Here is a 23,770-nt window from a genome sequence, read left to right as displayed (position 1 = left end):
GGCCCGGACGGCCGATGTGGGGCGCGGTGCCGGGTGGCTGGGCGACCGCTGGTGCCGCAAGGTGCTGGAGGAAAGTCCGGGCTCCACGGGAATACGGTGCCGGCTAACGGCCGGCGGGGGTCAAACCCCAGGGAAAGTGCCACAGAAAGCAAACCGCCTCGGCGTGTCGCCCGCAAGGGAGGCACCTCGCGGCAAGGGTGAAAGGGTGCGGTAAGAGCGCACCGCGCGCCCGGCAACGGGGGCGGCACGGCAAACCCCACCGGGAGCAAGGCCGAATAGGGGCTGCCAGCTTGATCCGGACGTGTTCCGGATGGACGCAGGGGCATTTCCGCCCCGCAGCCCGGGTTGGCCGCGTGAAGCCTGCGGCGACGCAGGCTCCAGAGGAATGGTCGCCCACCATCTTCGGATGGGGACAGAACCCGGCTTACAGGCCACCCGGCACCACTCGTTTCGTCGGCGATGCAGGCATCGATCGCGTTGCCAAAAGAACAAATCAAGAATTACGAGCACAACGCGGGAGTCCTGTCGGATTTCTTCATGTGAAGATCAGGCTAGCGCGTTAATTGCCTGGAAATGCTTGCTTTTGCGCCGAACGCGCCGCGTCGGCACCCCGAAATTAGCTTGCTCGCCCCCGAAATCCCAGGTATTCCCATCTTATCCCACCTGAGGCCCGGCTTGGGGGCATTCTGGGGCTTCAGGACGGGGTGGTCGGGCGGGCTGGCGAGGTCGGGGGGCCTTGCCGGCCCGCTGAAACAAGGGGGCGCGACCTGGTGTCGCGAGGGGAGCAGCAGCATAGCGCGATGACCCAATTCGTGGGCACGCATTTCGGGAAGCTGGACCGCAAGGGCCGCATTTCCGTGCCCGCGCAGTTCCGCGCCGAGCTGGAGGCCGCTGCGACCAGCCATCTCGTCTTCCGCACCTCCCACCAGCATCCCTGCATCGAGGCGCGGTCGCGCCCGGTGTTCCAGCACATTATCGAAGCCATCCAGAATCTGCCGCATTTTTCGGAGGAGCGTGAAGTGCTGGAAGCCACGCTCATCGCCGGCAGCGACATGCTCCGCATCGACGGCGACGGGCGGCTGATCCTGCCGCCGGACATGATCGCGGAGGTCGAGCTGGGCGACCAGGTGGCCTTCCTAGGCAAGGGCGACCGCTTCGAGATCTGGAACGAGGCCGCCGCACGCGCCCACGTCGCCGAGGCCAAGCAGAAGATGCGCGAAAAGCGCCTGACCGTTGCTGCATCGGTACTCCCCACGACTCCGCGAGGCGTGTCATGACGGGCCACATTCCCGTGATGCTGGAGGAAGTGCTGGCAACTCTGCGGCCCCGCGACGGCGCCATCTACCTGGACGCGACCTTCGGGGGTGGCGGCTACGCCGATGCGATTCTCTCCGCCGCCGCCTGTACCCTCTGGGCGCTGGACCGTGACCCGGATGCGATCGCGCGTGGCGCGGCGCTGGCCGCGAAGCACCCGGGCCGGCTGCACCTGCTGCATGCGCGATTCGGGGACATGCTGGACAGCCTGGCGGCGCGCGGCGTTACGGCGCTGGATGGCGTGGTCATGGACCTCGGCGTGTCGTCCTTCCAGATCGACGAGTCGGAGCGTGGATTCTCCTTCCGCCACGATGGTCCGCTCGACATGCGGATGGATCGCGCCGGACCCTCGGCGGCGGATCTCGTGAACACCCTGCCGGAACGCGAACTGACCTCCATCCTGTCCGACCTGGGGGAGGAGCGGCATGCGCGCCGCGTCGCGCGCGCCATCCTGCGCGAGCGTGCCGAGGCGCCGATCACGACCACGGCGCGGCTGGCGGACATCGTGCGCGGGTCGGTGCCGCGCGACCCCTCCGGCCTCGATGGCGCGACGCGGTCCTTCCAGGCGCTGCGCATCGCGGTGAACGACGAACTGGGCGAGATCGAGCGCGGGCTTGCCGCGGCGCAATCGCTGCTGGCGCCGGGTGGGCGGCTGGTGGTGGTGTCCTTCCATTCGCTGGAGGACCGCATCGTCAAGCGCGCCATGGTCGGCGCCGCGGGCCGCGCCGGCACCGCCTCCCGCCACGACCCGGCGGCGCTGATGCCGGCGCCGGCGCCGGAGTTCGATCTGCTGACCTTCCGTGCCCTGCGGCCCAGCGCCGCGGAGGCCGCCAGCAATCCACGTTCCCGGTCCGCGCGCCTGCGCGGCCTGGAGCGCCGCGCGACGTCGAGACAGGGAATGCCGACATGATCCGGCCCTTCACCATCCTCTGCTTCTGCGCCTTCGCCGGGGCGGGCGCCTGGCTGTACCAGGTGAAGCACCAGGTCGCGACGCAGGATCGCGAACTGCGCGGCATCTGGCGGGAGATCGAGCAGGCGCGCGACCGCACCTCCATCCTGCGCGCCGAATGGGCGCTGCTGAACGAGCCGGACCGGCTGCGCCAGGTCGTGCAGCGGCACCTGCCGCTGGAGCCGATGCAGCCGCAGCAATTCACCCGCCTGCCGGAGATGGAGCGTCGCCTGCCGGCCGCAATCGCCTTCGCCGGCGCGCCGAACCTGTTCGTGCCGGAGACGCCTGCCGGCGCCCCCATCATGATGGCCTCGACGCAGGCACCGCAGGCACCGGCACCTCAGGTCGCGACGCCGGAGCCCGTGCGCGCCGCGGCACCTGCCGCGCGTCGCCCGGCGCCCGCCGCGCCGGTGCAGGCGGTGGCCGAGGCCCCGCGCACCGACAGCCTGCGGGCGGCCGAAGCGCCGGCGCCGCAGGTGCTGGCCGCCGCCGTCGCCGTGCAGCGCGCGACCCGCGCGGCGCAGCCAGCCCCGGCGCCACGCGCCGCCGCCCCGGTGCGGGAGGTGCCGTCGCGCGAGGTGCCGGCGCGCCAGGCCCCGACGCGGGAGGTCCAGCCGGCCGTGCATGTCACGCCGGTTCGCCCCGCCGCGCCGCCGATCCGCACCACCCAGGCGGCACCGACCGCGCCGACCTATGTCTCCGCCCTTGGCGGCGCGTCGTCCCTCGGGCTGGGCCGGCCGATGATGGCGCCGCCGGTGCCGTTCTCCTCCGCCGCCGCCGCGACGCTCGACAGCGGCCTCGCCCCGCCGCGCGGCCGGTAGGCCCGGCATGCCGTCCTTCCCGCCTCCCCCGGATGCCCCGCCTGCCGGGCGCATGATCGGCCACACGGCCGCCGCGCCGGGCGCGCTGGTTCGCGTCAGCCAGCCGGAGCTGGTGCGCCGCGCCGCGCTGGAACGCACGCGGTCCCGCCTGCTGCTGGCCGCCGGCGGCTTCGCCGTGCTGTTCGGCGCGGTGGCGGCGCGGCTGGCCGATGCGACGCTGATCTCGCCGGCAGCACCGGTGCGGCTGGCGGCGATGGTGCGGCAGAACACGCCGCCGGCGGAACACCTGCCCGGCCGCGGCGCCATCACCGACCGCAATGGCGAATTGCTGGCCGTGACGCTGCCGATCACGGCGCTGTACGCCAACCCGCGCGAGATCCAGGACCCGGCCGGCGCGGCACGGCGGCTGGTGTCCGTGCTGCCGCAGCTGAACCTGGAGGCGGTGACGGCGCGGCTGACCGGGGAGCGACAATTCGCCTACATTGCCCGCGCGCTGACGCCGCGCGAACAGCAGGCGGTGAATTCGCTCGGCATTCCCGGCCTGTATTTCGAGCAGGCCGAGCGTCGCATCTATCCGCAGGGCCGTGCCGCCGCGCATATCCTCGGCGGCGTCGATGTCGATGGCAACGGCACCGCGGGCGTCGAGCGTTTCCACGACGAGCGCCTGCGCACCCGGCGCGGCGAGGATCTGCGGCTGTCGCTCGATGTCCGCGTGCAGCTGGCGCTGCGCGACGCGGTGCAGCAGCAGATCACGGATTTCAACGGTATCGGCGGCGCCGGCATCATGATGGATGTCCAGACCGGCGAGATCGTCGGCATGGTGTCCCTGCCCGACTTCGACCTCGCCGAGCCGGCGCGCGTCGAGGCGGTGGCGCCGGGCGCGGACGAGCAGGGCAACAACCCGCGCTTCAACCGCGCGACGGTGGGCGTTTACGAGCCGGGTTCCACCTTCAAGCTGCTGACCGCGGCGATGGCGCTGGACCTCGGCACGGTGAATGTCTGGGGCGGCTACGATGCGTCGCGACCGATTCGCGTCGGGCGCTTTACCATCAACGACTATCGCGGCAAGAACCGCTGGCTGGCGCTGCCGGAGATCCTCGCCTACTCCTCCAACCTCGCCTCCGCGCACATGGCCGCGGCGGTGGGGCCGGTGCGGCACCGGGAATTCATGGTGCGGATGGGCATGGGCTCCCGCCTTGCGCTGGAACTGCCGGAGACCGCGGTGCCGCTGATTCCGCGGCCGCAGCACTGGCGCGACATCAACACGCTGACCATCGGCTTCGGCCACGGCATTTCCGTCACGCCGCTGCACGTCATCACCGGCGTCTCCGCCCTCGTCAATGGCGGGATCCTGCGACCGCCGACGCTGATGGCGCGGCCGCATGGCGAGGTGGTGGACGGCACGCGGGTGATCAGCGAGCGGACCTCGGACACCATGCGGCGGCTGATGCGGCTGGTGGTGACGGACGGCTCCGGCCGCAGCGGCGACGTGCCGGGCTATTTCCTCGGTGGCAAGACCGGCACGGCGCAGAAGATCGGGCCGACCGGACGCTACCTCGAGAACAAGCGCATCGCCGCCTTCGTCGGCGCCTTCCCGATGCAGGCGCCGCGCTACGCGCTGTACGTGATGGTGGACGAGCCGAAGCCGAACGCCCGCAGCCACGGCTTCGCCACGGCGGGCTGGGTCGCGGCCCCGGCGGCGGGCGCCGTGCTGCGCCGTGTCGCGCCGATCCTCGGCATGGCGCCGGAGACGGATCGCGCGGCGGAGATCCAGGCGGCGCTTGCCATGCCGATGCAGCCGGGCCGCCCGCGCGCGCCTGGCAGTGCGCCGGCGCGTGCCGAGCCGGCGCGGAGCGCACCGCCGCGCGTGGGCGCGGTGCCGCCCCCGGTCTCGCAGGATCGCGCGCAGGCGCCGCGCCGCAACGCCTCGGAGCCCGCGCTGTTGCGGGAGGTGAGCATTGCGCCGCGATGAAGCCCCCACGCTGCGCCGCCTGGACGAAGCACTGCGGGCGATCCCGGAGCTTTGCGTCCCGGACGGCGCGCTGCCGCCGCTCGGTGGACTGACGGCCGATAGCCGCAAGGTCGCGCCGGGCGATCTGTTCGCGGCCCTGCCCGGCGGCCAGGCGGATGGACGCCGCTTCATCGGCGAGGCGGTGGCGCGCGGGGCCGCGGCGGTGCTGGCGCCCGCAGGAACCGCATGGCCGGAAGGCATCGAGGCACGACCACTGCTGCGCGCCGCCGACCCGCGGCGCGTCCTCGCGCTGGTCGCGGCGGCCTTCCACGGGCGGCAGCCGGAGATGGTCGTCGCCGTCACCGGCACCAACGGCAAGACCAGCAGCGTGGATTTCCTGCGGCAGATCTGGACGCTGAACGGGCAGCGCGCGGCCTCCCTGGGCACGCTGGGGCTGGTGGCGGAGGGCTTTCCGCCGGGACCGTCGCTGACCACGCCGGACCCGGTGGCGCTGCATGCGGGGCTTTCGGCGCTGGCGCAGGCGGGCGTGGGCGCGGTGGCGCTGGAGGCGTCCTCGCACGGGCTGGAACAGCGGCGGCTCGATGGCGTGCGGCTGGCGGCGGCGGGGTTCAGCAACCTGACGCGGGACCACCTGGACTACCACGGCGACATGGCATCCTACCGCGCTGCCAAGCTGCGGCTGTTCGACACGCTGCTGCCGGCGGGCGCCTGCGCGGTCGCCAATGCCGAGATGGATGCGGCGACGCTCGATTCGCTGCGCGGAATTGCCGGCGCGCGCGGCCTGCGGCTGCTGACGGTGGGCGAGGCCGGCGCGGCGCTGCGCCTGCTGGCGCATGAGGCGCGTCCGGATGGGCAGGAGGTGACGCTGGAAGGCTTCGGCCTGCGCGAGCGGCTGCACCTGGCGCTGCCGGGCCGGTTCCAGCTGGATAATGTGATGATGGCGGCGGCGCTGGCCATCGGCACCGGATTGGCGCCCTCGCGGGTGTTGGCGCTGCTGCCGCGCCTGCAGGGCGTGCGCGGGCGGATGGAACTGGCGGCGCGGCTGCCGGGTGGTGCGGCGGTCTATGTCGACTACGCGCATACGCCCGATGCGCTGGACCGCCTGCTGCGGGCGCTGCGCGCGCATGTCGCGCCGGGTGCACGGCTGCATGTGCTGTTCGGCGCCGGTGGCGACCGTGACCCGGGCAAGCGGCCGCTGATGGGCGCGGCCTGCGCGGTGCAGGCGGATATCTGCTGGGTGACGGATGACAATCCGCGCAGCGAGGACCCGGCCGCGATCCGTGCCGCCGTGCTGGCTGCCTGCCCTGGCGGCATCGATGCCGGGGATCGCGCCGCGGCCATCGCTCGCGCCGTCGCAGCGCTGCGGCCGGGCGACGTGCTGGCGGTGGCGGGCAAGGGGCATGAGAGCGGCCAGACCATCGGCGGCGCAACCCTGCCCTTCGACGACGTGGCCGTGGTGCGCGCGGCGGCGGGCCTGGCATGAGCACGCTATGGACCAGCGCCGAGCTGCGGGGTGCCACCGGCGGGACCCTTGCGGCGGAGGTCGCCGTCACCGGCGTGTCCATCGACAGCCGCTCCGTCGCACCGGGTGACCTGTTCGTGGCGCTGCGTGACGTGCGGGATGGCCACGCCTTCGTCGCGGATGCGCTGGCCCGCGGCGCGGCGGCGGCGATGGTGGATGGCGGGATGCAGGCGGATGCGCGGTTGCTGCGTGTCGGCGACACGTTGTCCGGCCTGCGGGCGCTGGGGGACGCGGCGCGCGGACGCAGCCAAGCGCGGGTGGTCGGCGTGACCGGCAGCGTCGGCAAGACGACGACGAAGGAGATGCTGCGCGCCCTGCTCTCGGTCCTGGGTCCGACGCATGCGGCGGTGGCGAGCTACAACAACCATTGGGGCGTGCCGCTGACCCTGGCACGGATGCCGCGCGACAGTGCCTATGCCGTGATCGAGATCGGCATGAACCACCCGGGCGAGATCGCGCCGCTGGCCCGCCTCGCGCGGCCGCATGTCGCGGTCATCACGGCGGTGGAGGCGGCGCATATCGGCCATATGGGCAGCCTGGAGGCGATCGCGCGGGAGAAGGCGGCGATCCTGCAGGGGCTGGAGCCGGGCGGCGTCGCGGTGCTGCCGGCCGCCTCCCCCTTCCTGCCGTTGCTGCGGGCCGCGGCCGGCGATGCGCGTATCGTCACCTTCGGCGAAGGCGGTGACGTGCGCGCCACGCGGATCGCAGCCGATGCCGAGGGCAGCGACATCGAGGCAGAGGTTGCCGGCGCGCGCGTGACCTTCCGGCTGGGAACGCCGGGCCTGCACATGGCGGGCAACGCGCTGGCGGCGCTCGCGGCCGTCGCGGCGCTCGGCGGTGACGTGGCGAAGGTCGCGGGCGTGCTGCCGGACTTCCGGGCGTTGGCCGGGCGGGGCGACCGCCGTTCTATCGCGACGCCGGATGGCGGTCGCGCCGTGCTGCTGGACGAGGCCTACAATGGCCAGCCGCCCTCCATGCGCGCGGCGCTGGCGCTGCTGCGGCTGCTGCCGGCACGGCGCCGCGTCGCGGTGCTGGGGCAGATGGGCGAACTCGGCGATTTCGCGCGGGATGAGCATGCCGGGCTGGCGCCGCATATCACGGGGGCGGCCGACCTGGTCTTCGCCTGCGGTCCGCTGATGCGCCATGCGCTGGACGCGCTGCCGGCCGCACAGATCGGTGGTTGGGCCGAAACCTCCGCCGAACTCGCGCCCCTCGTTGCCGCCGCGCTGCGCGATGGCGATGCCGTTCTCGTCAAGGGCAGTCTGGCAACCGGGATGAAGACCGTGGTGCAGGCTTTGACCGCAAGCCTCCACGAAAGCTCCGCTGCATGATCTTCCACCTGCTCGCCCCGCTGGCCGACAGCTTCTCGCCCTTTAACGTGGTGCGCTACGTCACCTTCCGTGCCGGCGCCGCCTGCATCACCTCGCTGGTCATCGCGCTGTTCTTCGGCCCGATGCTGATCCGCTGGCTGCGCGCGAAGCAGAATGGCGGCCAGCCGATCCGCGAGGACGGGCCGGCGAGCCACCTGCTGACCAAGAAGGGCACGCCCACCATGGGCGGCATGCTGATCCTGCTGGCCCTGACGGGATCGACGCTGCTTTGGGCGGACCTGCGCAACGGCTTCGTGTGGTGCGTGCTGCTGGTGACGCTGGGCTATGGCGCGCTGGGCTTTGCCGATGACTGGCTGAAGGTCACGAAGCGCAACACCAAGGGCGTGTCCGGCCGGCAGAAGCTGGTGACGCAGGCGGCGATCGGCCTGGCCGCGGCGGTGTGGCTGTACTTCCTGATGCCGGAGCCGCTGGCCGACAAGCTGGCGATGCCGTTCTTCAAGGAGGCGCTGATCCCGCTTGGCATCGCCTTCCCGCTGCTGGCCATGCTGGTGATGATGGGCTCCTCCAACGCGGTGAACCTGACCGACGGTCTGGACGGCCTCGCCATCGTGCCGGTGATGATCGCAGCCGGCGTCTTCGCGCTGATCGCCTACCTGGTCGGCAACCGCATCTTCGCGGACCACCTGCAACTGCATGCCGTGGCCGGTTCGGGCGAGTTGGCGGTGTTCTGCTCCGCGCTGATCGGCGCGAGCCTCGGCTTCCTGTGGTTCAACGCGCCGCCGGCGGCGGTGTTCATGGGCGACACCGGGTCGCTGGCGCTGGGTGGCGCGCTGGGCGCGGTGGCGGTGGCGACGAAGCACGAGGTGGTGCTGGCCATCGTCGGCGGCCTTTTCGTGGTGGAGACGCTGTCCGTCATCATCCAGGTGTTCTGGTTCAAGCGCACCGGCCAGCGCGTCTTCCTGATGGCGCCGCTGCACCACCATTTCGAGAAGAAGGGCTGGGCGGAAGCCACCATCGTCATCCGATTCTGGATCATCGCCATGATCCTGGGGCTGGTCGGGCTTTCGACCTTGAAGCTGCGATGAAGCCCTTCGCGGGGGAGCGCATCGCGGTCGTGGGGCTCGGCCGGGCCGGCCTGCCGGCGGCCGCGCGGCTGGCCGGTTGGGGTGCCGAGGTCACCTGCTGGGACGATGGCGCACCGGCGCGTGCGGCGGCGGAGGCGGCGGGGTTCGCGGTGCGCGATCTGTCCGCCGGGCGGTTCGACTTCGACGCGCTGCTGCTGTCGCCGGGCATCCCGCACCTGCTGCCGCAGCCGCATCCGGCCGCGGTGGCGGCGCGGGCGGCGGGCGTGCCGATCCTGTGCGACGTCGAGTATCTGTTTCGTGCCGTCCGAGCATCGGGCAGCGCGGCGCGTTTCGTTGGGATCACCGGAACCAACGGGAAGTCAACGACCACGGCCCTGCTGCACCACATCCTGAGCGGTTCCGGCCGCGTATCGGAGGTGGGTGGAAACCTTGGTCCGCCGGCGCTTGGACTGAAGATGTTGGGGTCGGACGGCGTCTATACCCTGGAAATGTCATCCTATAGCTTGGAGCGAATCGCGAAAGTCGGCTTCAACGGGGCGGTGATGTTGAACCTCAGCCCTGATCATCTCGACCGTCATGGAAGCATGGCCGGCTTTGCCGCTGCGAAGGCGAACATCTTCGCGCGGCAGGTCCGCGGTGACTTTGCCGTGGTCGGCCAGGACGATGCCTGGACCGCCGGAATGGCGCGCGGGACTGCGGCGCGGCTCGTGCCGATCTCGGGCGAACGGGCGGTCGAGGGCGGCGTCTGGGCGACGGGTCGCAGCCTGCGGGATGCGGTGGCTGAGATCGTCGACCTGGACGAGGCCCCTGCCCTGCCCGGCAGCCACAACGCGCAGAACGCGGCCGCGGCCGCAGCCGCGGCGCTGGCGCTCGGCGTGTCGCGGACGGACATCGCGCAGGGGTTGCGCAGCTTCGGCGGGCTGCCGCACCGGCAGGAGCTGGTCGGGCAGGTCGGCGGCGTGCGCTTCATCAACGACAGCAAGGCGACCAACGCGGACAGCGCGGCGCGTGCGCTGGCCTCCTATGAGCGTGTCGTCTGGATCGCCGGGGGCACCGGCAAGGAGGGCGGCATCGAGAGCCTGGTGCCGCTGTTCCCGCGCATCGCCCGCGCCGTCCTGATCGGCCGCGATGCGCTGGCCTTCGCCGCGACGCTGGCCGCGCATGGCGTGCCGCATGAGGTCGCGGGCACGCTGGAGGATGCGGTACCGGCCGCCGCCGCCGCGGCGAGGATGGGCGGCGCGCCGGTGGTGCTGCTGTCGCCGGCCGCGGCGTCCTGGGACCAGTTCACCGGCTTCGATGCGCGCGGCGACCGGTTCCGGGCGCTGGTGCAGGCGATGGCCTCCGCGGATGTGGGGAGGGCGGCATGATCCAGGTCTCGCGCGCGGACAACTCCACGGTCGGGCGCTGGTGGTGGACGGTGGACCGCTGGACGCTGGCGGCGCTGCTGACGCTGATCGGCTTCGGCTACGTGATGATGCTGGCAGCGAGCCCCGCGGTGGCGGAGCGGATCGGTGCCGCGTCCCGCAACATGTTCTTCCTGCGGCAGGTCGTCTATCTCGGGCTGGCGGCGGCGGTGCTGGTCGCCGTCTCGATGCTGACGGTGAAGCAGGTGCGGCTGCTGGCCTGGGCCGGGCTGGCGGGTGCGATGCTGATGGTGGCGGCGACGCTGGTGGTGGGCACCGAGATCAAGGGCGCACGGCGCTGGATCTCGCTGCCGGGCTTCGGCTCGCTGCAACCCTCGGAATTCCTGAAGCCCTGCTTCGCCGTCGTCGCCGCCTGGCTGATCGCGGAGGGCAAGCTGGCGCGCCGGCATGGCGCGACGGTGCTGTCGGTGCTGATCTTCGGCGTGATCGGCGTGATGCTGAAAAGCCAGCCGGACATCGGCATGATGCTGGTGGTGGCGGCGGTGTTCTTCGCGCAGTTCTTCGTGGCCGGGCTGAACCTGCTGGCCGTGGGCTTCGTCGGGCTGCTCGGCATCGCCGGCGCCGTCGGCGCGTATTTCCTGTTCCCGCATGTGCAGGCGCGCGTGGCGCGCTTCACCGGCGAGCAGTCGGAGAACTTCCAGATCGAGGTGGCGCTGGAGGCCTTCGGCAATGGCGGGCTGCTCGGGCGCGGTCCCGGCGAGGGGCGGTTGAAGAACATGCTGCCGGACGCGCATGCGGACTTCGTCTTCGCCGTGGCCGGGGAGGAGTTTGGCCTGGTGATGTGCCTGATCATCCTGGCGCTGTTCGCCTTCGTCGTGGTGCGCGGCCTGGTGCGGCTGCTGGGCGAGGGCGATTTGTTCGTGGTGCTGGCCTCCGCCGGCCTGCTGACGCAGTTCGGGCTGCAGGCCTTCATCAACATGGGCTCCACCCTGCACCTGATCCCGACAAAGGGCATGACGCTGCCCTTCGTGTCCTATGGCGGGTCCTCCGTCCTCGCCATCGCGCTCGGGATGGGGATGCTGCTGGCGCTGACGCGCCGCCGCCTGTCCCGTGCCGAGGATGAGCGATGAGAGGGCCAAGCGTGCGCCCCATCGTCATCGCCGCCGGCGGCACCGGCGGGCATCTGTTCCCCGCCGAGGCCCTGGCGGCGGAACTCGTGGCGCGTGGCGAACGGATCGCGCTGATGACGGATGCGCGCAGCGCCGCCTACGAAAGCCCCGCCTTCGGCAATGCGGAACGCTTTGTGCTGAAGGGCTCCGGCCTCGCCGGCCGCGGCGTGCAGGGTGCGGTGCGCGGTGCGCTGGCGCTGGCGGCCGGCACCATCGAGGCACGCGGCATCCTGGCGCGGCTGGATGCTTCGGCGGTGGTCGGCTTCGGCGGCTACCCCTCCGTCCCGCCGCTGATCGCGGCGCGTCTGCTGCCGCGGGCGACGCGGCCGGCGACGGCGCTGCATGAACAGAACGGCGTGCTCGGCCGCGCCAACCGGCTGCTGGCGCCGGGCGCGGACCTGCTGGCGCTGTCGGCGGATGATACGACGCGGGTGCCGACCTCGGCCCATGTCGAGGTGGTGGGCAACCCGGTGCGTCCGGCGCTGGCGGCGCTCGCGGGCCAGGGCTTCGCGGCGCCGGGCGAGGATGGCGCGATCCGGCTGCTGGTGCTGGGCGGCAGCCTTGGAGCGCGCATCTTCGCCGATGTGGTGCCGGGCGCCGTGGCGCTGCTGCCGGAACGGCTGCGCCAGCGCCTGGTGGTGACGCAGCAGACGCGGGCGGAGGATCTGCCGCGGGTCGAGACGGCGTATCGGGAAGCGGGCGTTCCGGCGGACCTTTCTCCCTTCTTTGGCGATATTGCGGTGCGGCTGGCGATGGCGCATCTCGTGGTCGCGCGCGCCGGCGCCTCGACCGTGGCGGAACTCGCCTGTGCCGGGCGGCCTTCCCTGCTGGTGCCGCTGCCGCACGCGATCGACGACCACCAGACGGCGAATGGCCGTTCGCTGGAACGTGCCGGGGCCGCCTGGATCATGCCGCAGCCGGGCTTCACGCCAGAGTTGCTCGCACGGCAGATGACGGCGATGTTCTCGACGCCAGCGGTGTTGGCGAAGGCGGCCGCCGCGGCGGCAAGCCTGGCGCGCCCGGATGCGGCACGGCGCCTGGCCGATCTGGTGCAGGGGCTGGTCCGTCGGCCTGCACCGCAGGATTTTTCGCGCACGATCGCGCAGTCGGAGTCCCGTTGATGCGCGCGCTGCCCCTTTCCATCGGGCCCATCCACTTCGTTGGCATCGCCCGACGCGCGGTTGCGCGTCCCTTCTTCCTGGATTGCCGCTGATGCGCGCGCTGCCCCTTTCCATCGGGCCCATCCACTTCGTTGGCATCGGCGGCATCGGCATGTCGGGCATTGCGGAGGTGCTGCACAACCTCGGCTATGCGGTGCAGGGCAGCGACCTGTCGGAAAGCACCAATGTGCTGCGGCTGCGTGCAAGCGGCATTCCGGTGTCGATCGGGCACGACGCGGCGAATCTCGGCACGGCGCAGGTGGTGGTGGTCTCCACCGCCGTGAAGCGCGACAATCCGGAGGTGCAGGCGGCGCGGGCGCGGCTGGTGCCGGTGGTGCGGCGGGCGGAGATGCTGGCCGAGCTCATGCGGCTGAAGTGGGCAGTCGCCATCGGCGGTACCCATGGCAAGACGACGACGACGAGCCTGGTCGCCTGCGTGCTGGAAGCGGCGAAGCTCGACCCCACCGTGATCAACGGCGGCATCATCAACGCCTACGGCACCAATGCGCGCCTGGGCTCCGGCGACTGGATGGTGGTGGAGGCGGATGAAAGCGACGGATCCTTCCTGAAGCTGCCCGCCGTCTGCGCCGTGGTGACCAACATGGATCCGGAACACCTGGACCATTGGGGCACCGAGGAGGCGATGAAGGAGGGCTACGCCCAGTTCGTCGGCAATATCCCGTTCTATGGCTTCGCGGTGCTGTGCGCGGACCATGCGGAAGTGCAGGCGATGATCCCGCGCCTGTCGGATCGCCGCATCATCACCTACGGCTTCTCGCCGCAGGCGGATGTGCGGGCGGAGAAGCTGATCACGGATCGCACCGGGGCGACCTTCGAGGTCGCGGTGCGCGACCGTGCCACCGGCCGCAGCCGGCTGCTGAAGCCGATGCGCCTGCCGATGCTGGGCAGCCACAACGTGCAGAACTCGCTGGCCGCCATCGCCATCGGGCTGGAAATGGACATCCCCGAGGCGACCATCCGCACCGCACTGATGGGCTTCAAGGGCGTCAAGCGGCGCTTCACCCGCACAGGGGAGGCCGGCGGCATCACCGTCATCGACGACTACGGCCATCATCCGGTGGAAATCGCGGCGGTGCTGAAGGCGGCGCGGCAGGCCGGGGCGCGGGACGTGGTGGCCGTGGTGCAGCCGCACCGCTACTCCCGCCTCGCCTCGCTGTTCGAGGACTTTTGTACGTGCATGAACGATGCCGGGACCGTCATCGTCGCGGATGTGTATGCAGCGGGTGAGCAGCCGATGCCGGGCGTTGATCGCGACGCGCTGGTCGAGGGGCTGCGCGCGCGCGGGCATCGCAGCGTGGTGCCGCTGCCGGGGCCGGACAGCCTGGCGGAGATGGTGAACGCCATCGCGAAATCCGGCGACTACGTGATCTGCCTCGGTGCCGGGACCATCACCACCTGGGCGCATGCGCTGCCGGAGCAGCTTCTGGCGCTGCAGTCGCGGACGCGGCCGCGCCTGGTCGGCACCACGTGACGGCGCGCCGCGCCATGGCCCCGCACGCGACCCTGCCGCCGCTGCGCGGACGCGTGCAGCGGGATGCACCGCTGGCACCTTTCACCTGGTTCCGCGTCGGCGGGCCGGCGGAGTGGCTGGTGCGGCCGGCCGATGTCGCCGACCTGCTGCTGCTGCTGCGCGACCTGCCCGATGCCGTGCCGCTGACGGTGATCGGTGCCGCGTCGAACCTGATCATCCGCGATGGCGGCGTGCGCGGCGTGGTGTTGCGCCTGGCGGGGCGCGGCTTCGGCGAAGTTGGCGTGGAGGCCGACGGTATCGTGGCGGGCGCGGCGGCGCTGGATGCGGTGGTGGCGGAACATGCGGCGGCGGCGGGGCTGGGCGGCCTGGAGTTTCTCTCGGGCATCCCCGGCAGCATCGGTGGCGCGGTGGCGATGAACGCCGGTGCCTATGGGCGCGAGGTGCGTGACGCGCTCGATTGGGCGGAGGTCGCGACGCCGGCGGGCCTTCTTCGTCTGTCGGCCGAGGCGCTGCGTTTCGCCTACCGCCACGCGACGCTGCCGGCGCGCGGCGTGGTCGTGCGGGCGCGTTTCCGGGCGACCTCGGGCGACGCAGGTGCGATCGCGGCGCGGATGGCGGAGATAAGGGTGGCGCGGGAGGCGACGCAGCCGGTGCGGGCGCGGACCGGCGGTTCCACCTTCAAGAATCCGCCGGGCCAGAAGGCCTGGGCGCTGGTCGATGCCGCGGGTTGCCGCGGGCTGGTTCGCGGTGGCGCGCAGGTGTCCGAGTTGCACGCGAACTTCCTGCTCAACACGGGCGGCGCGACGGCGGCGGAGCTCGAAGCGCTGGGCGAGGAAGTGCGGGCGCGCGTGCAGGCCCATTCCGGCATCACGCTGGAGTGGGAAATCAAGCGGATCGGCGAGGTCTCGGCATGAGCATGCGCGTGGCGGTGCTGTTCGGCGGCGTCTCGGCGGAGCGCGAGGTCAGCCTCGCGACCGGCGGGCAGGTGATGGCGGCGCTGCGCGCGGCGGGCTTCGAGGTGGCGCCCATCGAAGTCGGCGCCGACCTCGGCGCGGTGATCGGCGCGCTGCAGGCCGCCGGGCCGGATGTGGTGTTCAACGCGCTGCATGGCCGCTACGGGGAGGATGGCTGCATCCAGGGCGTGCTGGACTGGATGGGCCTGCCCTACACGCATTCCGGCGTGCGCGCCTCGGCGGTCGCCATGGACAAGTCGGCGGCCAAGGCGGTGTTCCTCGCGGCCGGGCTGCCTGTCGCCGAAAGCCGGCTGGTGACGCCGGAGGAGCTGGAGGCGGCGGACCCGCTGCCGCTGCCCTATGTCGTGAAGCCGGTGAACGAAGGCTCCTCCGTCGGCGTCGAGATTTTCCGGGACGGCGACAACCGGCGGGCCAATGTGGCGCGGGCTTGGAAGTTCGACCGGCGGATCATGGCGGAGGCCTTCATCCCGGGACGCGAGCTGACCGTCGCCGTGATGGGCGACCGCGCGCTGGAGGTGACGGAGATCGACACCGGCCACGTGTTCTACGACTACGAGGCGAAGTACGCTGATGGCGGCAGCCGCCATACGCTTCCCGCCCCCGTGCATCCCGAGACGCGGGCGAAGGCGATGGAGATCGCGCTGCGGGCGCACCAGGCGCTGGGCTGCCGCGGCGTGTCCCGCGCCGATTTGCGCTACGACGACACGGCGGGCGAGCCGGGGCGGCTGTTCCTGCTGGAGGTCAACACCCAGCCGGGCATGACGCGGACCTCCTTGGTGCCGGAACAGGCGGCGCATGTCGGCATCGGGTTCCCCGAGCTGTGTGCCTGGATGGTGCGGGAGGCCCGGCATGGCGCGTAGCCCCGTCAGCAGCGCGCGTCGCGCCCCGGTGGCGCGACGGGATCCGGACCGGCCCAGTTCGCTGCGCCTGTGGATCAAGCGGCGGCGCGGGCTGTTGCGGCCGGCGGCGCTGTGGGCCATCGGCTTCGGGCTGCTCGGCGTGGCCGGCTACGCGGTCTATGCGGCGGACCCGGCCGGGCGCGTGCGGGCGGTGGTGGAGAATGCGGCGGAACTCGGCCTGGCCGCGGGGCTGGAGGTGACGGAAGTGCTGGTGGAGGGGCGCGAGAATGCGCCGCTCGATCTCATCCGCTCGGCCATCGGCGTGGAACGCGGCGACCCGATGCTCGGCTTCTCGCCGGGGGAGGCGCGGGAGCGCTTGCAGAGCATCGCCTGGATCGCCTCCGCGCATGTGGAACGCCGCCTGCCCGGCACCATCCTGGTGCGGCTGGAGGAACGCGCGCCCTTTGCGATCTGGCAGCACCAGGGCCGGTTCGCGGTGATCGACCGCAACGGGCTGGTGGTGGAGACGGAAACGCTGGACGCCTTCGGCCCGCTGCCGCTGGTGGTCGGCGCCGGGGCGGAAAAGCATGCGGCGGCGCTCTACGACCTGCTGCAGGCGCATCGCAACATCCTGGCGCGCACCCAGGCGCTGGTGCGCATCGGCGAACGGCGCTGGAACCTGCGGCTGCACAGCGGCACGGATGTGCTGCTGCCGGAGGGCCACGAGGCGCCGGCGCTGAACCGGCTGGCGGAACTGCATGCGCGCAACGCGCTGCTGGACCGTCCGCTGGTCGCCGTCGACATGCGGCTGCCGGACAGGCTGGTGGTGCGGCAGCAGCCGGTGGCGGAACAGCCGGCGCCGCCCGCACGACGCAACGCCACCCGGAGCACGCGCGGATGAACGCAAATCAGGTCCTCCGCGCATGAATGCGCTGTCGCGCCTCCCCATCGGCGTCGAGCCGCCCTCCGAGCGTCGGCGGCGCGGTGCGCGCAGCGGCACCTTCGGTGTGCTCGACATCGGCACCACCAAGGTGGTCTGCCTGATCGCGCGCATCGAGGGCGATGGCGACCCGCGGGTGCTCGGCTTCGGCTGGCAACGCGGCCGTGGCGTGAAGGGCGGCTCCATCGTGGACCTGGAGGAGGCGGAGCGCGCGATCCGCGCCGCCGTCGGACAGGCGGAGGAGATGTCCGACACGCAGTTGACCGGCGCCATCGTCAACCTGTCCTGCGGCCAGCCGACGTCGCGGCTGATGAACCTGCAATGGCCGATCAGCGGGCGCGCCGTGACGGAAGCCGATCTGCGCGCGATCCTGTCCGAGGGTCGCCGCCGCGGGGCGGAGGATGGGCGGGAGACGGTGCATGGCTCGCCGGTGTCCTTCACCGTCGATGCGACGCCGGGCGTCGAGGACCCGCGCGGCATGGTCTGCGACCAGCTCGGCGCGCGGGTGCACCTGGTGGATGCCTCGCAGGCGGCGCTGCGCAACCTTGGCGCCTGCCTGGCGCGCTGCGACCTGGAGGTGGAGGAGCTGGTCTCCTCCCCGCTCGCCGCCGGCCTCGCCACGCTGGTGGAGGACGAGAAGCGCATCGGCGCCACCGTCATCGACATGGGCGGCGGCACCACCTCCATCGCGGTGTTCAGCGAAGGGCAGTTGATCCACACCGCGCAGATCCCGGTCGGCGGCTGGCAGGTGACGAACGACCTGGCGCGCGTGCTGTCGACGCCGATCAATCACGCCGAGCGGCTGAAGACGCTGCATGGCGGCGCCATGGCGGCGGCGGATGACGAGCGGGAGATGCTGCCGGTGCCGCTGGTCGGCGAGGATGAGGACCACATCGCGCGCGTGCCGCGCACCATGCTGGTGAACATCATCCGGCCGCGGCTGGAGGAGACCTTCGAATTCGTGCGCGAGCGGCTGGAGCAGGCCGGCGTCGCGCGCGAGGCCGGGTCCCGCGTCGTGCTGACGGGTGGCGCGAGCCAGCTGATCGGCGCGCGGGAACTGGCGGCCCGCGTGCTGGACCGGCAGGTGCGCATCGGCCGTCCGCGCGGCGTGCGTGGCCTGCCGGAGACCGCCGGCGGCCCGCCCTTCGCGGCGGCCATCGGGCTGCTGGCCTGGGGCGCCGGCGAGGGCCGGCCCCTGATCGACATCGCCCCTGGCGCCGACCGGTCGCGTGGCCGCGTGCGTCGCCTGATCGACTGGCTACGGGTGCGCGTCTGACCGACGCGCAACTGACTTACGGTGCGCGTCTGACCGACGTGCAACCCGATACCGATTTTCAACTTCCCTTGGCTGAGCTTCCAGGAAAGGCCCCGTTCATGACCCTCAACCTGACGATCCCGAACCAGCAGCACACCGACTTCACGCCGCGCATCACCGTCATTGGTGTTGGCGGCGGCGGCACCAATGCCGTGAACAACATGGTCACGATGGGGCTGGAGGGCGTCGAGTTCCTGGTCGCCAACACCGATGCGCAGTCGCTCCAGCACAGCAAGGCGGATCGCCGCGTGCAGCTCGGCTCCTACCTGACGCAGGGGCTTGGCGCGGGCGCGAAGCCGGAGATCGGGCGCGGCGCGGCGGAGGAAGCGGAGACCGAATTGGCGCGCCACCTGGAAGGCAGCCACATGGTGTTCGTGACAGCAGGCATGGGTGGCGGCACCGGCACCGGCGCGGCGCCGGTGATCGCGCGCATGGCCCGCGAGCGTGGCATCCTGACGGTCGGCGTGGTGACGAAGCCCTTCGACTTCGAGGGGCCGAAGCGCCGCAAGGCCGCCGATGCGGGCATCGAGGAATTGCAGCAGTTCGTCGATACGCTGATCGTCATCCCGAACCAGAACCTGTTCAGGCTGGCGAATGAGCGCACGACCTTCGCGGAGGCGTTCCGCATGGCCGACAACGTGCTGTACATGGGCGTGCGCGGCGTGACCGACCTGATGGTCAACCCCGGCCTGGTGAACCTCGACTTCGCCGACATCCGCACCGTGATGGCGGAGATGGGCAAGGCGATGATGGGCACCGGCGAGGCCGAGGGCGAAGGCCGCGCTGTGAAGGCTTCCGAGGAGGCGATCAGCAACCCGCTGCTGGAAGATACCTCGATGCACGGGGCGCGCGGCGTGCTGATCAACATCACCGGCGGCCTGGATATGACCTTGTTCGAGGTGGACGAGGCGGCCAACCGCATCCGCAAGGAAGTGGACGAGGACGCGAACGTGATCTTCGGCTCCTCCGTCGACGAATCGATGAACGGCCGCCTGCGGGTCTCCGTGGTGGCCACGGGTATCGACGCGCGCGACACGCGGGAGGCGGAGCGGCCGAAGCTGGTGGCGATGGGCGGCGGCGGGTCGGTGCAGGCGGTGGCCAGCGCGCCGGTGCCGCATGGGGGCAACCAGGGCCCGGGCGCGCCGCAGGGCCAGCCGATGCCGCCCTCCATGCGCGGCCCGGCCGGCTTCACGCCGCGGGTGGCATCCGGTGGTTCGCAGCCGGCGCAGATGCGCCCGGCGCAGACCTATGCCGCGCCGCAGCCCGCGCCGATGCAGGCCGCCAACGTCCAGGCGGTGCAGGCCCCGCCCGCCGAGGCCCCGGTCAGCATGCAGCAGCCTGCCGAGGCCTCGCTCCGCGCCCCGGCCGGAACCCGCCAGGCGGCGCCGCTGCCGCCGGTGCAGTCCGGCGGCTTCAAGAACCTGTTCCTCCAGGCGACGGGGCTGCGGCGCCGCGACGTGGACGCCCCGGCGCCCCAGGCTGCCCAGCCGGTGCGGCAGGAACCGCAGGCCGCGCCCCGCCCGGTGGCCGCACCGACGCAGCAGGACGAGATGGGCCTCGACATCCCGACCTTCCTGCGCCGGCAGAGCAACTGAGGCGGCCTCTCCGGAAATAGGGCGAAATTGCGGCGTTGCTGCGCCGCAAAAATCGTTTAATTCCAGTGGTTTCTGACGTAATACGGAGAAACAACGCTTGAATGGTGTTTCCCGGGTGGTGGTGGCATCAACCACTCGGGACGCCGGGTCTGGCGTCCCCCCTCAAGCCTTCCCATCCGGGCAGGCGGCGGGTTTCTAGGACACGTTCCTGAGGTTCGGCCGCCTAGTGCGGCCGCGGCGCAGGGCGGGGTCAGGGGCGCGAGCAAGCTATGGACGGTTTCCTTCCTGTCGATCTGAGGCGGCGCAAGACGCTGAAGACCGTGATCGGCTGCGTCGGCGTCGGCCTGCACAGCGGCCGCCGCGTCTCGCTGACCCTGCGCCCGGCCCCCGCCGGCACCGGCATCCTGTTCCGCCGCAGCGACCTCGGCATCGATATTCCCGCCCGCTTCGACCGCGTGGTCGATACCCGCCTCTGCACCGCCCTGGTGGCCGAAGGGGCGCCGCAGGCGCGCATCGGCACGGTGGAGCATGTGATGGCGGCCCTCGCCGGCACCGGCGTCACCGACGCGATCGTCGAGCTGGATGGGCCGGAGGTGCCGATCCTGGACGGCTCCGCCGCGCCCTTCGTCTTCCTGATCGACTGCGCCGGCACCGTCGGCCTGGACGTGGCCGCCCCGGTGATCGAGGTCCTGGCCCGCGTGCGGGTGGAGGAAGGCGACGCCTTCGCCGAATTGCAGCCGGCCTCCCTGCCCGGCTTCGAGGCGTCGCTGGCGATCGATTTCCCGTCCACCGCCATCGGCCAGCAATCGGTCAACCTGCGCCTCAGCCCGGCCAGCTTCCGGGCGGAACTCGCTGATTCGCGCACCTTCACCCTGGCCGAGGACATCGCGCGGCTGCGGGCCGCCGGCCTGGCGCAGGGCGGCAGCCTGGACAACGCCATCGTGGTGGACGGCCCGCTGGTGCTGAACCCCGGCGGGCTGCGCCGGCCGGATGAGTTCGTGCGGCACAAGATGCTGGACGTGGTGGGCGACCTGGCCCTGGCCGGCGCGGCGCTGTCTGCCCGGTTCGTCGGCAACCGCTCCGGCCACGCGCTGAACAACAAGGTGCTGCGCGCCCTGTTCGCGGACCACCGCGCCTGGCGCCTGGTGGATGGCGAGGTGCCGATGGACGGCGTCGCCACCCGCCTGCCGGCCGCCGCCGCGCCGGCGATGGCCTGAACGCCGTCCCGGCGATGGCCTAAACGCTCCGCCGGGTTCCGCTGCCCGGTGAAGTGACAGCTTGGCGCCGATGGCCTAGGACTCGCGGAGACACACGGCGGCGACCCGCGCCTTGCCGTGACCATGCCGCGGCATGGTATAGGGAAGCCCCATGCCGGACCGGTGCGCGATGCTTCGACGCCTTCTGCCCTTGATCCTCATCCTGCCCATCGCCGCCTGCACGGCGTGGGACGGGCGCGACAACACGCTCGGCGTGCGCCCGGGCGCCACTGGCCAGGACACCTCGCCCGAGGCGCTGTACGCGCGCGGAATGGAGGCGCTGGAGGCGCAGCGCTATGCCGCCGCGGTGACGGCCTTCGATACGGTGGAGCGCGAGCACCCCTATTCCGCCTTCGCCACCAACGCCAAGCTGATGTCCGCCTATTCCGAATACATGCGGAACCGGTACACGGAAGCACTCGGCGCGCTGGACCGCTTCATCCAGCTGCACCCGGCGCATCGCGACATCGCCTATGCCTATTACCTGCGCGCGCTGTCCTACTACGAGCAGATCAACGACACGCAGCGCGACCAGCGCACCACCGAACAGGCGATGGCGGCGTTGCAGGACGTGGCGAACCGCTTCCCGAACACGCCCTATGCGCGCGATGCCCGGCTGAAGATGGATCTCGCACGCGACCACCTGGCGGGGCGGGAGATGACGATCGGGCGCTTCTACCAGACGCGGCGCCTGCACACCGCGGCGATCGGCCGGTTCCGCCGGGTGATCGACGAATACCAGACCACCAACCACGTCCCCGAAGCCCTGCACCGGCTGACCGAGCTGTACCTGACGCTCGGCCTGGTGGAGGAGGCGCGGCGCACCGCCGCCGTGCTCGGCCACAACTACCCGGGCAGCCCCTGGTACCAGGACAGCTACGCGCTGCTGGTCGAAGGCGCGGAAGGCTCCGAGCCGAACCGGCCTGGCCTGGTCCGGCGCGTCGTGGGCTCCATCTTCTGAGCGACAGGGGCTGGTTGGCGCCATGCTGACCTCGCTCGCCATCCGCGACGTCGTGCTGATCGAGCGCCTGGACCTGGGCTTCGGCCCGGGCCTCACGGTGCTGACCGGCGAGACGGGCGCGGGCAAATCCATCCTGCTGGACAGCCTGGGGCTCGCGCTCGGCGCGCGCGCGGAAAGCGGGCTGGTGCGGTCCGGGCAATCCCAGGCCAGCGTGGCCGCGGCCTTCGCGCCGGTGGACGCACATCCGGCGCGGGCGCTGCTGGCCGAACAGGGGATCGAGGCGGAGGACGAGATCGTGCTGCGGCGCATCGTCACCGCCGATGGAAGATCCCGCGCCTTCGTCAACGACCAGCCGGTGGGCCTCGCCCTGATGCGCCGGCTGGGCGCGCTGCTGGTCGAGGTCCAGGGGCAGCACGACCAGGTGGGGCTGACCGATCCGGCGAACCATGCCGGGCTGCTCGATGCCTCGGGCGGGCTGGACACGCTGCGCAATGCCTCCGCGTTGGCGCATCGCGCCTGGCGGGAGGCGGAGCGCGCGCTGGCGGAGGCGCGCGAGCGCATCGCGGCGGCGCAGCGGGACGAGGAATTCTTGCGCCACGCGGTGGCGGAGCTGGAGACGCTCGCCCCGGCCGAGGGCGAGGAGGACGACCTGGCGGCGGAGCGCCAGCGCCTGCAACAGGGCGAGCGGCGCGGCGAGGCGATCTCGGAGGCGCTGTCCAGCCTGCAGCCGCGAGACCGGCGCAGCGCCCATCCCGGCAACGCGCTGCGCGGCGCGGCGCGGGCGCTGGAGCGGCTGCCGGCCCCGAACACCGATGCGGAACCGGCGCTGGAGGCCATCGGCCGGGCGCTGGATGCGCTGGCGGAGGCCGAGACGGCGCTGGAGCGCCTGGTGCAGGAGGCAGCGCCCGATCCGCGTCGGCTGGAGCATGTCGAGGAACGGCTGTTCGGCCTGCGCGCGGCGGCGCGGAAGCACATGGTGCCGGTGGTGGAACTGCCGAGCCTGCTGGCGCAGTTGAAGGACCGGCTGGCGGCGCTGGATGCCGGGACGGGCCAGGTGGCGGCGGCGGAAAAGCGGCTGGCAGAGACCCGCGCGGCCTACCTGGCCGCATCGGGCCGGCTGACGGAGGCGCGGCGGGAGGCGGCGCAGAAGCTGGAGAAATCGCTGGCGCGCGAATTGCCGCCGCTGAAGCTGGACCGGGCGCGGCTGGTGGTGGAGGTGGCAGCGAAGCCGGAAGTGGCCTGGGGGCCGGAGGGGGTGGACCGGGTGACCTTCCTGGTCTCCACCAACCCGGGCCAGGCGCCGGGCGCGCTGGACAAGGTGGCCTCGGGCGGCGAATTGTCGCGGCTGATGCTGGCGCTGAAGGTGGTGCTGGCGCGCGGCTCCCCGGTGCCGACGCTGGTCTTCGACGAGGTGGATAGCGGCGTCGGCGGCGCCACGGCGGCGGCGGTCGGCGAACGGCTGCTGCGGGTGGCGGACCGGTTGCAGGTGCTGGTGGTGACGCATTCGCCACAGGTGGCGGCGCGCGGCAGCCGCCATTTGTCCGTCGCCAAGCAGGTGAAGGCCGGGCGGGCGGAGACGCGCGTGACGCCGCTGGACGCGCCCCAGCGGCGTGAGGAGATCGCGCGGATGCTGGCCGGGGAGCATGTGACGGAGGCGGCGCGGATGGCGGCGGACAGCCTGCTGGCGGGCGGGCTACTTTAATCGCGACCT

At 72.0% G+C, this 23,770-nt stretch carries 19 protein-coding genes and 1 other RNA gene; all 20 read left to right on the top strand.

Annotated features, from left to right (window positions below; all coding sequences use genetic code 11):
* The first annotated feature begins 29 nt into the window (after positions 1 to 29).
* An RNA gene (gene rnpB, locus ACFHPP_RS01825) (RNase P RNA component class A) lies at positions 30 to 443 on the top strand.
* A 357-nt stretch (positions 444 to 800) separates the two neighbouring features.
* A complete protein-coding gene (locus ACFHPP_RS01820) occupies positions 801 to 1,277 on the top strand; it encodes a division/cell wall cluster transcriptional repressor MraZ (RefSeq protein ID WP_437161549.1) in 477 nt (158 codons plus the stop codon).
* The gene (gene rsmH, locus ACFHPP_RS01815; RefSeq protein WP_437161548.1) at positions 1,274 to 2,224 is read left to right on the top strand and encodes a 16S rRNA (cytosine(1402)-N(4))-methyltransferase RsmH; all 951 of its coding nucleotides are present in this window, start codon (positions 1,274 to 1,276) and stop codon (positions 2,222 to 2,224) included. The genes ACFHPP_RS01820 and rsmH overlap by 4 nt, the downstream gene beginning before the upstream one ends.
* On the top strand, positions 2,221 to 3,084 hold the full coding sequence (gene ftsL, locus ACFHPP_RS01810) for a cell division protein FtsL (protein WP_437161547.1): 864 nt from the start codon (positions 2,221 to 2,223) through the stop codon (positions 3,082 to 3,084). The genes rsmH and ftsL overlap by 4 nt, the downstream gene beginning before the upstream one ends.
* A gap of 52 nt (positions 3,085 to 3,136) precedes the next feature.
* A complete protein-coding gene (locus ACFHPP_RS01805; RefSeq protein WP_437161546.1) occupies positions 3,137 to 5,056 on the top strand; it encodes a penicillin-binding transpeptidase domain-containing protein in 1,920 nt (639 codons plus the stop codon).
* Positions 5,057 to 5,087: 31 nt separating this feature from the next.
* The gene (locus ACFHPP_RS01800; RefSeq protein WP_437161687.1) at positions 5,088 to 6,539 is read left to right on the top strand and encodes a UDP-N-acetylmuramoyl-L-alanyl-D-glutamate--2,6-diaminopimelate ligase; all 1,452 of its coding nucleotides are present in this window, start codon (positions 5,088 to 5,090) and stop codon (positions 6,537 to 6,539) included.
* Positions 6,536 to 7,909 carry a UDP-N-acetylmuramoyl-tripeptide--D-alanyl-D-alanine ligase gene (locus ACFHPP_RS01795; RefSeq protein WP_437161545.1) on the top strand — a complete coding sequence of 458 codons (1,374 nt, stop codon included), beginning with the start codon at positions 6,536 to 6,538 and terminating at the stop codon, positions 7,907 to 7,909. Before ACFHPP_RS01800 ends, ACFHPP_RS01795 begins: the two co-directional genes overlap by 4 nt.
* The gene (gene mraY, locus ACFHPP_RS01790; RefSeq protein ID WP_437161544.1) at positions 7,906 to 8,994 is read left to right on the top strand and encodes a phospho-N-acetylmuramoyl-pentapeptide-transferase; all 1,089 of its coding nucleotides are present in this window, start codon (positions 7,906 to 7,908) and stop codon (positions 8,992 to 8,994) included. Before ACFHPP_RS01795 ends, mraY begins: the two co-directional genes overlap by 4 nt.
* Positions 8,991 to 10,361 carry a UDP-N-acetylmuramoyl-L-alanine--D-glutamate ligase gene (murD, locus tag ACFHPP_RS01785; protein ID WP_437161543.1) on the top strand — a complete coding sequence of 457 codons (1,371 nt, stop codon included), beginning with the start codon at positions 8,991 to 8,993 and terminating at the stop codon, positions 10,359 to 10,361. Before mraY ends, murD begins: the two co-directional genes overlap by 4 nt.
* Complete coding sequence (locus tag ACFHPP_RS01780) at positions 10,358 to 11,488, top strand: FtsW/RodA/SpoVE family cell cycle protein (RefSeq protein ID WP_437161542.1); 1,131 nt, start codon at positions 10,358 to 10,360, stop codon at positions 11,486 to 11,488. The genes murD and ACFHPP_RS01780 overlap by 4 nt, the downstream gene beginning before the upstream one ends.
* Positions 11,485 to 12,648, top strand: a complete 1,164-nt coding sequence (gene murG / locus ACFHPP_RS01775; RefSeq protein WP_437161541.1) for an undecaprenyldiphospho-muramoylpentapeptide beta-N-acetylglucosaminyltransferase — start codon at positions 11,485 to 11,487, stop codon at positions 12,646 to 12,648. The genes ACFHPP_RS01780 and murG overlap by 4 nt, the downstream gene beginning before the upstream one ends.
* A gap of 91 nt (positions 12,649 to 12,739) precedes the next feature.
* Complete coding sequence (murC, locus tag ACFHPP_RS01770; protein ID WP_437161540.1) at positions 12,740 to 14,179, top strand: UDP-N-acetylmuramate--L-alanine ligase; 1,440 nt, start codon at positions 12,740 to 12,742, stop codon at positions 14,177 to 14,179.
* The gene (gene murB, locus ACFHPP_RS01765) at positions 14,176 to 15,093 is read left to right on the top strand and encodes a UDP-N-acetylmuramate dehydrogenase (RefSeq protein WP_437161539.1); all 918 of its coding nucleotides are present in this window, start codon (positions 14,176 to 14,178) and stop codon (positions 15,091 to 15,093) included. Before murC ends, murB begins: the two co-directional genes overlap by 4 nt.
* Entirely contained in the window at positions 15,090 to 16,013 is a 924-nt protein-coding gene (locus tag ACFHPP_RS01760; RefSeq protein WP_437161538.1) for a D-alanine--D-alanine ligase, read from the top strand. The genes murB and ACFHPP_RS01760 overlap by 4 nt, the downstream gene beginning before the upstream one ends.
* Positions 16,003 to 16,893 (top strand): cell division protein FtsQ/DivIB, encoded by an 891-nt coding sequence (locus ACFHPP_RS01755; protein ID WP_437161537.1) that lies wholly within the window; start codon positions 16,003 to 16,005, stop codon positions 16,891 to 16,893. The genes ACFHPP_RS01760 and ACFHPP_RS01755 overlap by 11 nt, the downstream gene beginning before the upstream one ends.
* A 22-nt stretch (positions 16,894 to 16,915) precedes the next feature.
* Positions 16,916 to 18,208 carry a cell division protein FtsA gene (gene ftsA, locus ACFHPP_RS01750; RefSeq protein WP_437161536.1) on the top strand — a complete coding sequence of 431 codons (1,293 nt, stop codon included), beginning with the start codon at positions 16,916 to 16,918 and terminating at the stop codon, positions 18,206 to 18,208.
* A gap of 98 nt (positions 18,209 to 18,306) precedes the next feature.
* Positions 18,307 to 19,842 (top strand): cell division protein FtsZ, encoded by a 1,536-nt coding sequence (gene ftsZ / locus ACFHPP_RS01745; RefSeq protein ID WP_437161535.1) that lies wholly within the window; start codon positions 18,307 to 18,309, stop codon positions 19,840 to 19,842.
* Positions 19,843 to 20,111: 269 nt separating this feature from the next.
* Positions 20,112 to 21,059, top strand: coding sequence for a UDP-3-O-acyl-N-acetylglucosamine deacetylase (gene lpxC, locus ACFHPP_RS01740; RefSeq protein ID WP_437161534.1), 948 nt, complete (start codon positions 20,112 to 20,114; stop codon positions 21,057 to 21,059).
* A gap of 169 nt (positions 21,060 to 21,228) precedes the next feature.
* Positions 21,229 to 22,059: an outer membrane protein assembly factor BamD gene (locus tag ACFHPP_RS01735; protein WP_437161533.1), complete on the top strand. Its 831-nt coding sequence runs from the start codon at positions 21,229 to 21,231 to the stop codon at positions 22,057 to 22,059.
* Between the two features lie 22 nt (positions 22,060 to 22,081).
* Entirely contained in the window at positions 22,082 to 23,761 is a 1,680-nt protein-coding gene (gene recN, locus ACFHPP_RS01730) for a DNA repair protein RecN (protein ID WP_437161532.1), read from the top strand.
* Positions 23,762 to 23,770: the final 9 nt, after the last annotated feature.

The sequence above is a fragment of the Falsiroseomonas sp. E2-1-a20 genome, from assembly GCF_051433195.1.
Classification (GTDB): Bacteria; Pseudomonadota; Alphaproteobacteria; order Acetobacterales; family Acetobacteraceae; genus Falsiroseomonas.
This window is presented reverse-complemented; position numbering and strand designations above follow the sequence as displayed.

Coding starts and splice junctions, on each gene's coding strand:
- ACFHPP_RS01795 (WP_437161545.1), top strand. CDS start 6,536: ATGAGCACGCTATGGACCAGCGCCGAGCTGCGGGGTGCCACCGGCGGG.
- ACFHPP_RS01820 (WP_437161549.1), top strand. CDS start 801: ATGACCCAATTCGTGGGCACGCATTTCGGGAAGCTGGACCGCAAGGGC.
- mraY (WP_437161544.1), top strand. CDS start 7,906: ATGATCTTCCACCTGCTCGCCCCGCTGGCCGACAGCTTCTCGCCCTTT.
- murC (WP_437161540.1), top strand. CDS start 12,740: ATGCGCGCGCTGCCCCTTTCCATCGGGCCCATCCACTTCGTTGGCATC.
- rsmH (WP_437161548.1), top strand. CDS start 1,274: ATGACGGGCCACATTCCCGTGATGCTGGAGGAAGTGCTGGCAACTCTG.
- ftsL (WP_437161547.1), top strand. CDS start 2,221: ATGATCCGGCCCTTCACCATCCTCTGCTTCTGCGCCTTCGCCGGGGCG.
- lpxC (WP_437161534.1), top strand. CDS start 20,112: ATGGACGGTTTCCTTCCTGTCGATCTGAGGCGGCGCAAGACGCTGAAG.
- murG (WP_437161541.1), top strand. CDS start 11,485: ATGAGAGGGCCAAGCGTGCGCCCCATCGTCATCGCCGCCGGCGGCACC.
- ACFHPP_RS01760 (WP_437161538.1), top strand. CDS start 15,090: ATGAGCATGCGCGTGGCGGTGCTGTTCGGCGGCGTCTCGGCGGAGCGC.
- ACFHPP_RS01735 (WP_437161533.1), top strand. CDS start 21,229: ATGCTTCGACGCCTTCTGCCCTTGATCCTCATCCTGCCCATCGCCGCC.
- ftsA (WP_437161536.1), top strand. CDS start 16,916: ATGAATGCGCTGTCGCGCCTCCCCATCGGCGTCGAGCCGCCCTCCGAG.
- ACFHPP_RS01780 (WP_437161542.1), top strand. CDS start 10,358: ATGATCCAGGTCTCGCGCGCGGACAACTCCACGGTCGGGCGCTGGTGG.
- ACFHPP_RS01805 (WP_437161546.1), top strand. CDS start 3,137: ATGATCGGCCACACGGCCGCCGCGCCGGGCGCGCTGGTTCGCGTCAGC.
- murD (WP_437161543.1), top strand. CDS start 8,991: ATGAAGCCCTTCGCGGGGGAGCGCATCGCGGTCGTGGGGCTCGGCCGG.
- ACFHPP_RS01755 (WP_437161537.1), top strand. CDS start 16,003: ATGGCGCGTAGCCCCGTCAGCAGCGCGCGTCGCGCCCCGGTGGCGCGA.
- recN (WP_437161532.1), top strand. CDS start 22,082: ATGCTGACCTCGCTCGCCATCCGCGACGTCGTGCTGATCGAGCGCCTG.
- ftsZ (WP_437161535.1), top strand. CDS start 18,307: ATGACCCTCAACCTGACGATCCCGAACCAGCAGCACACCGACTTCACG.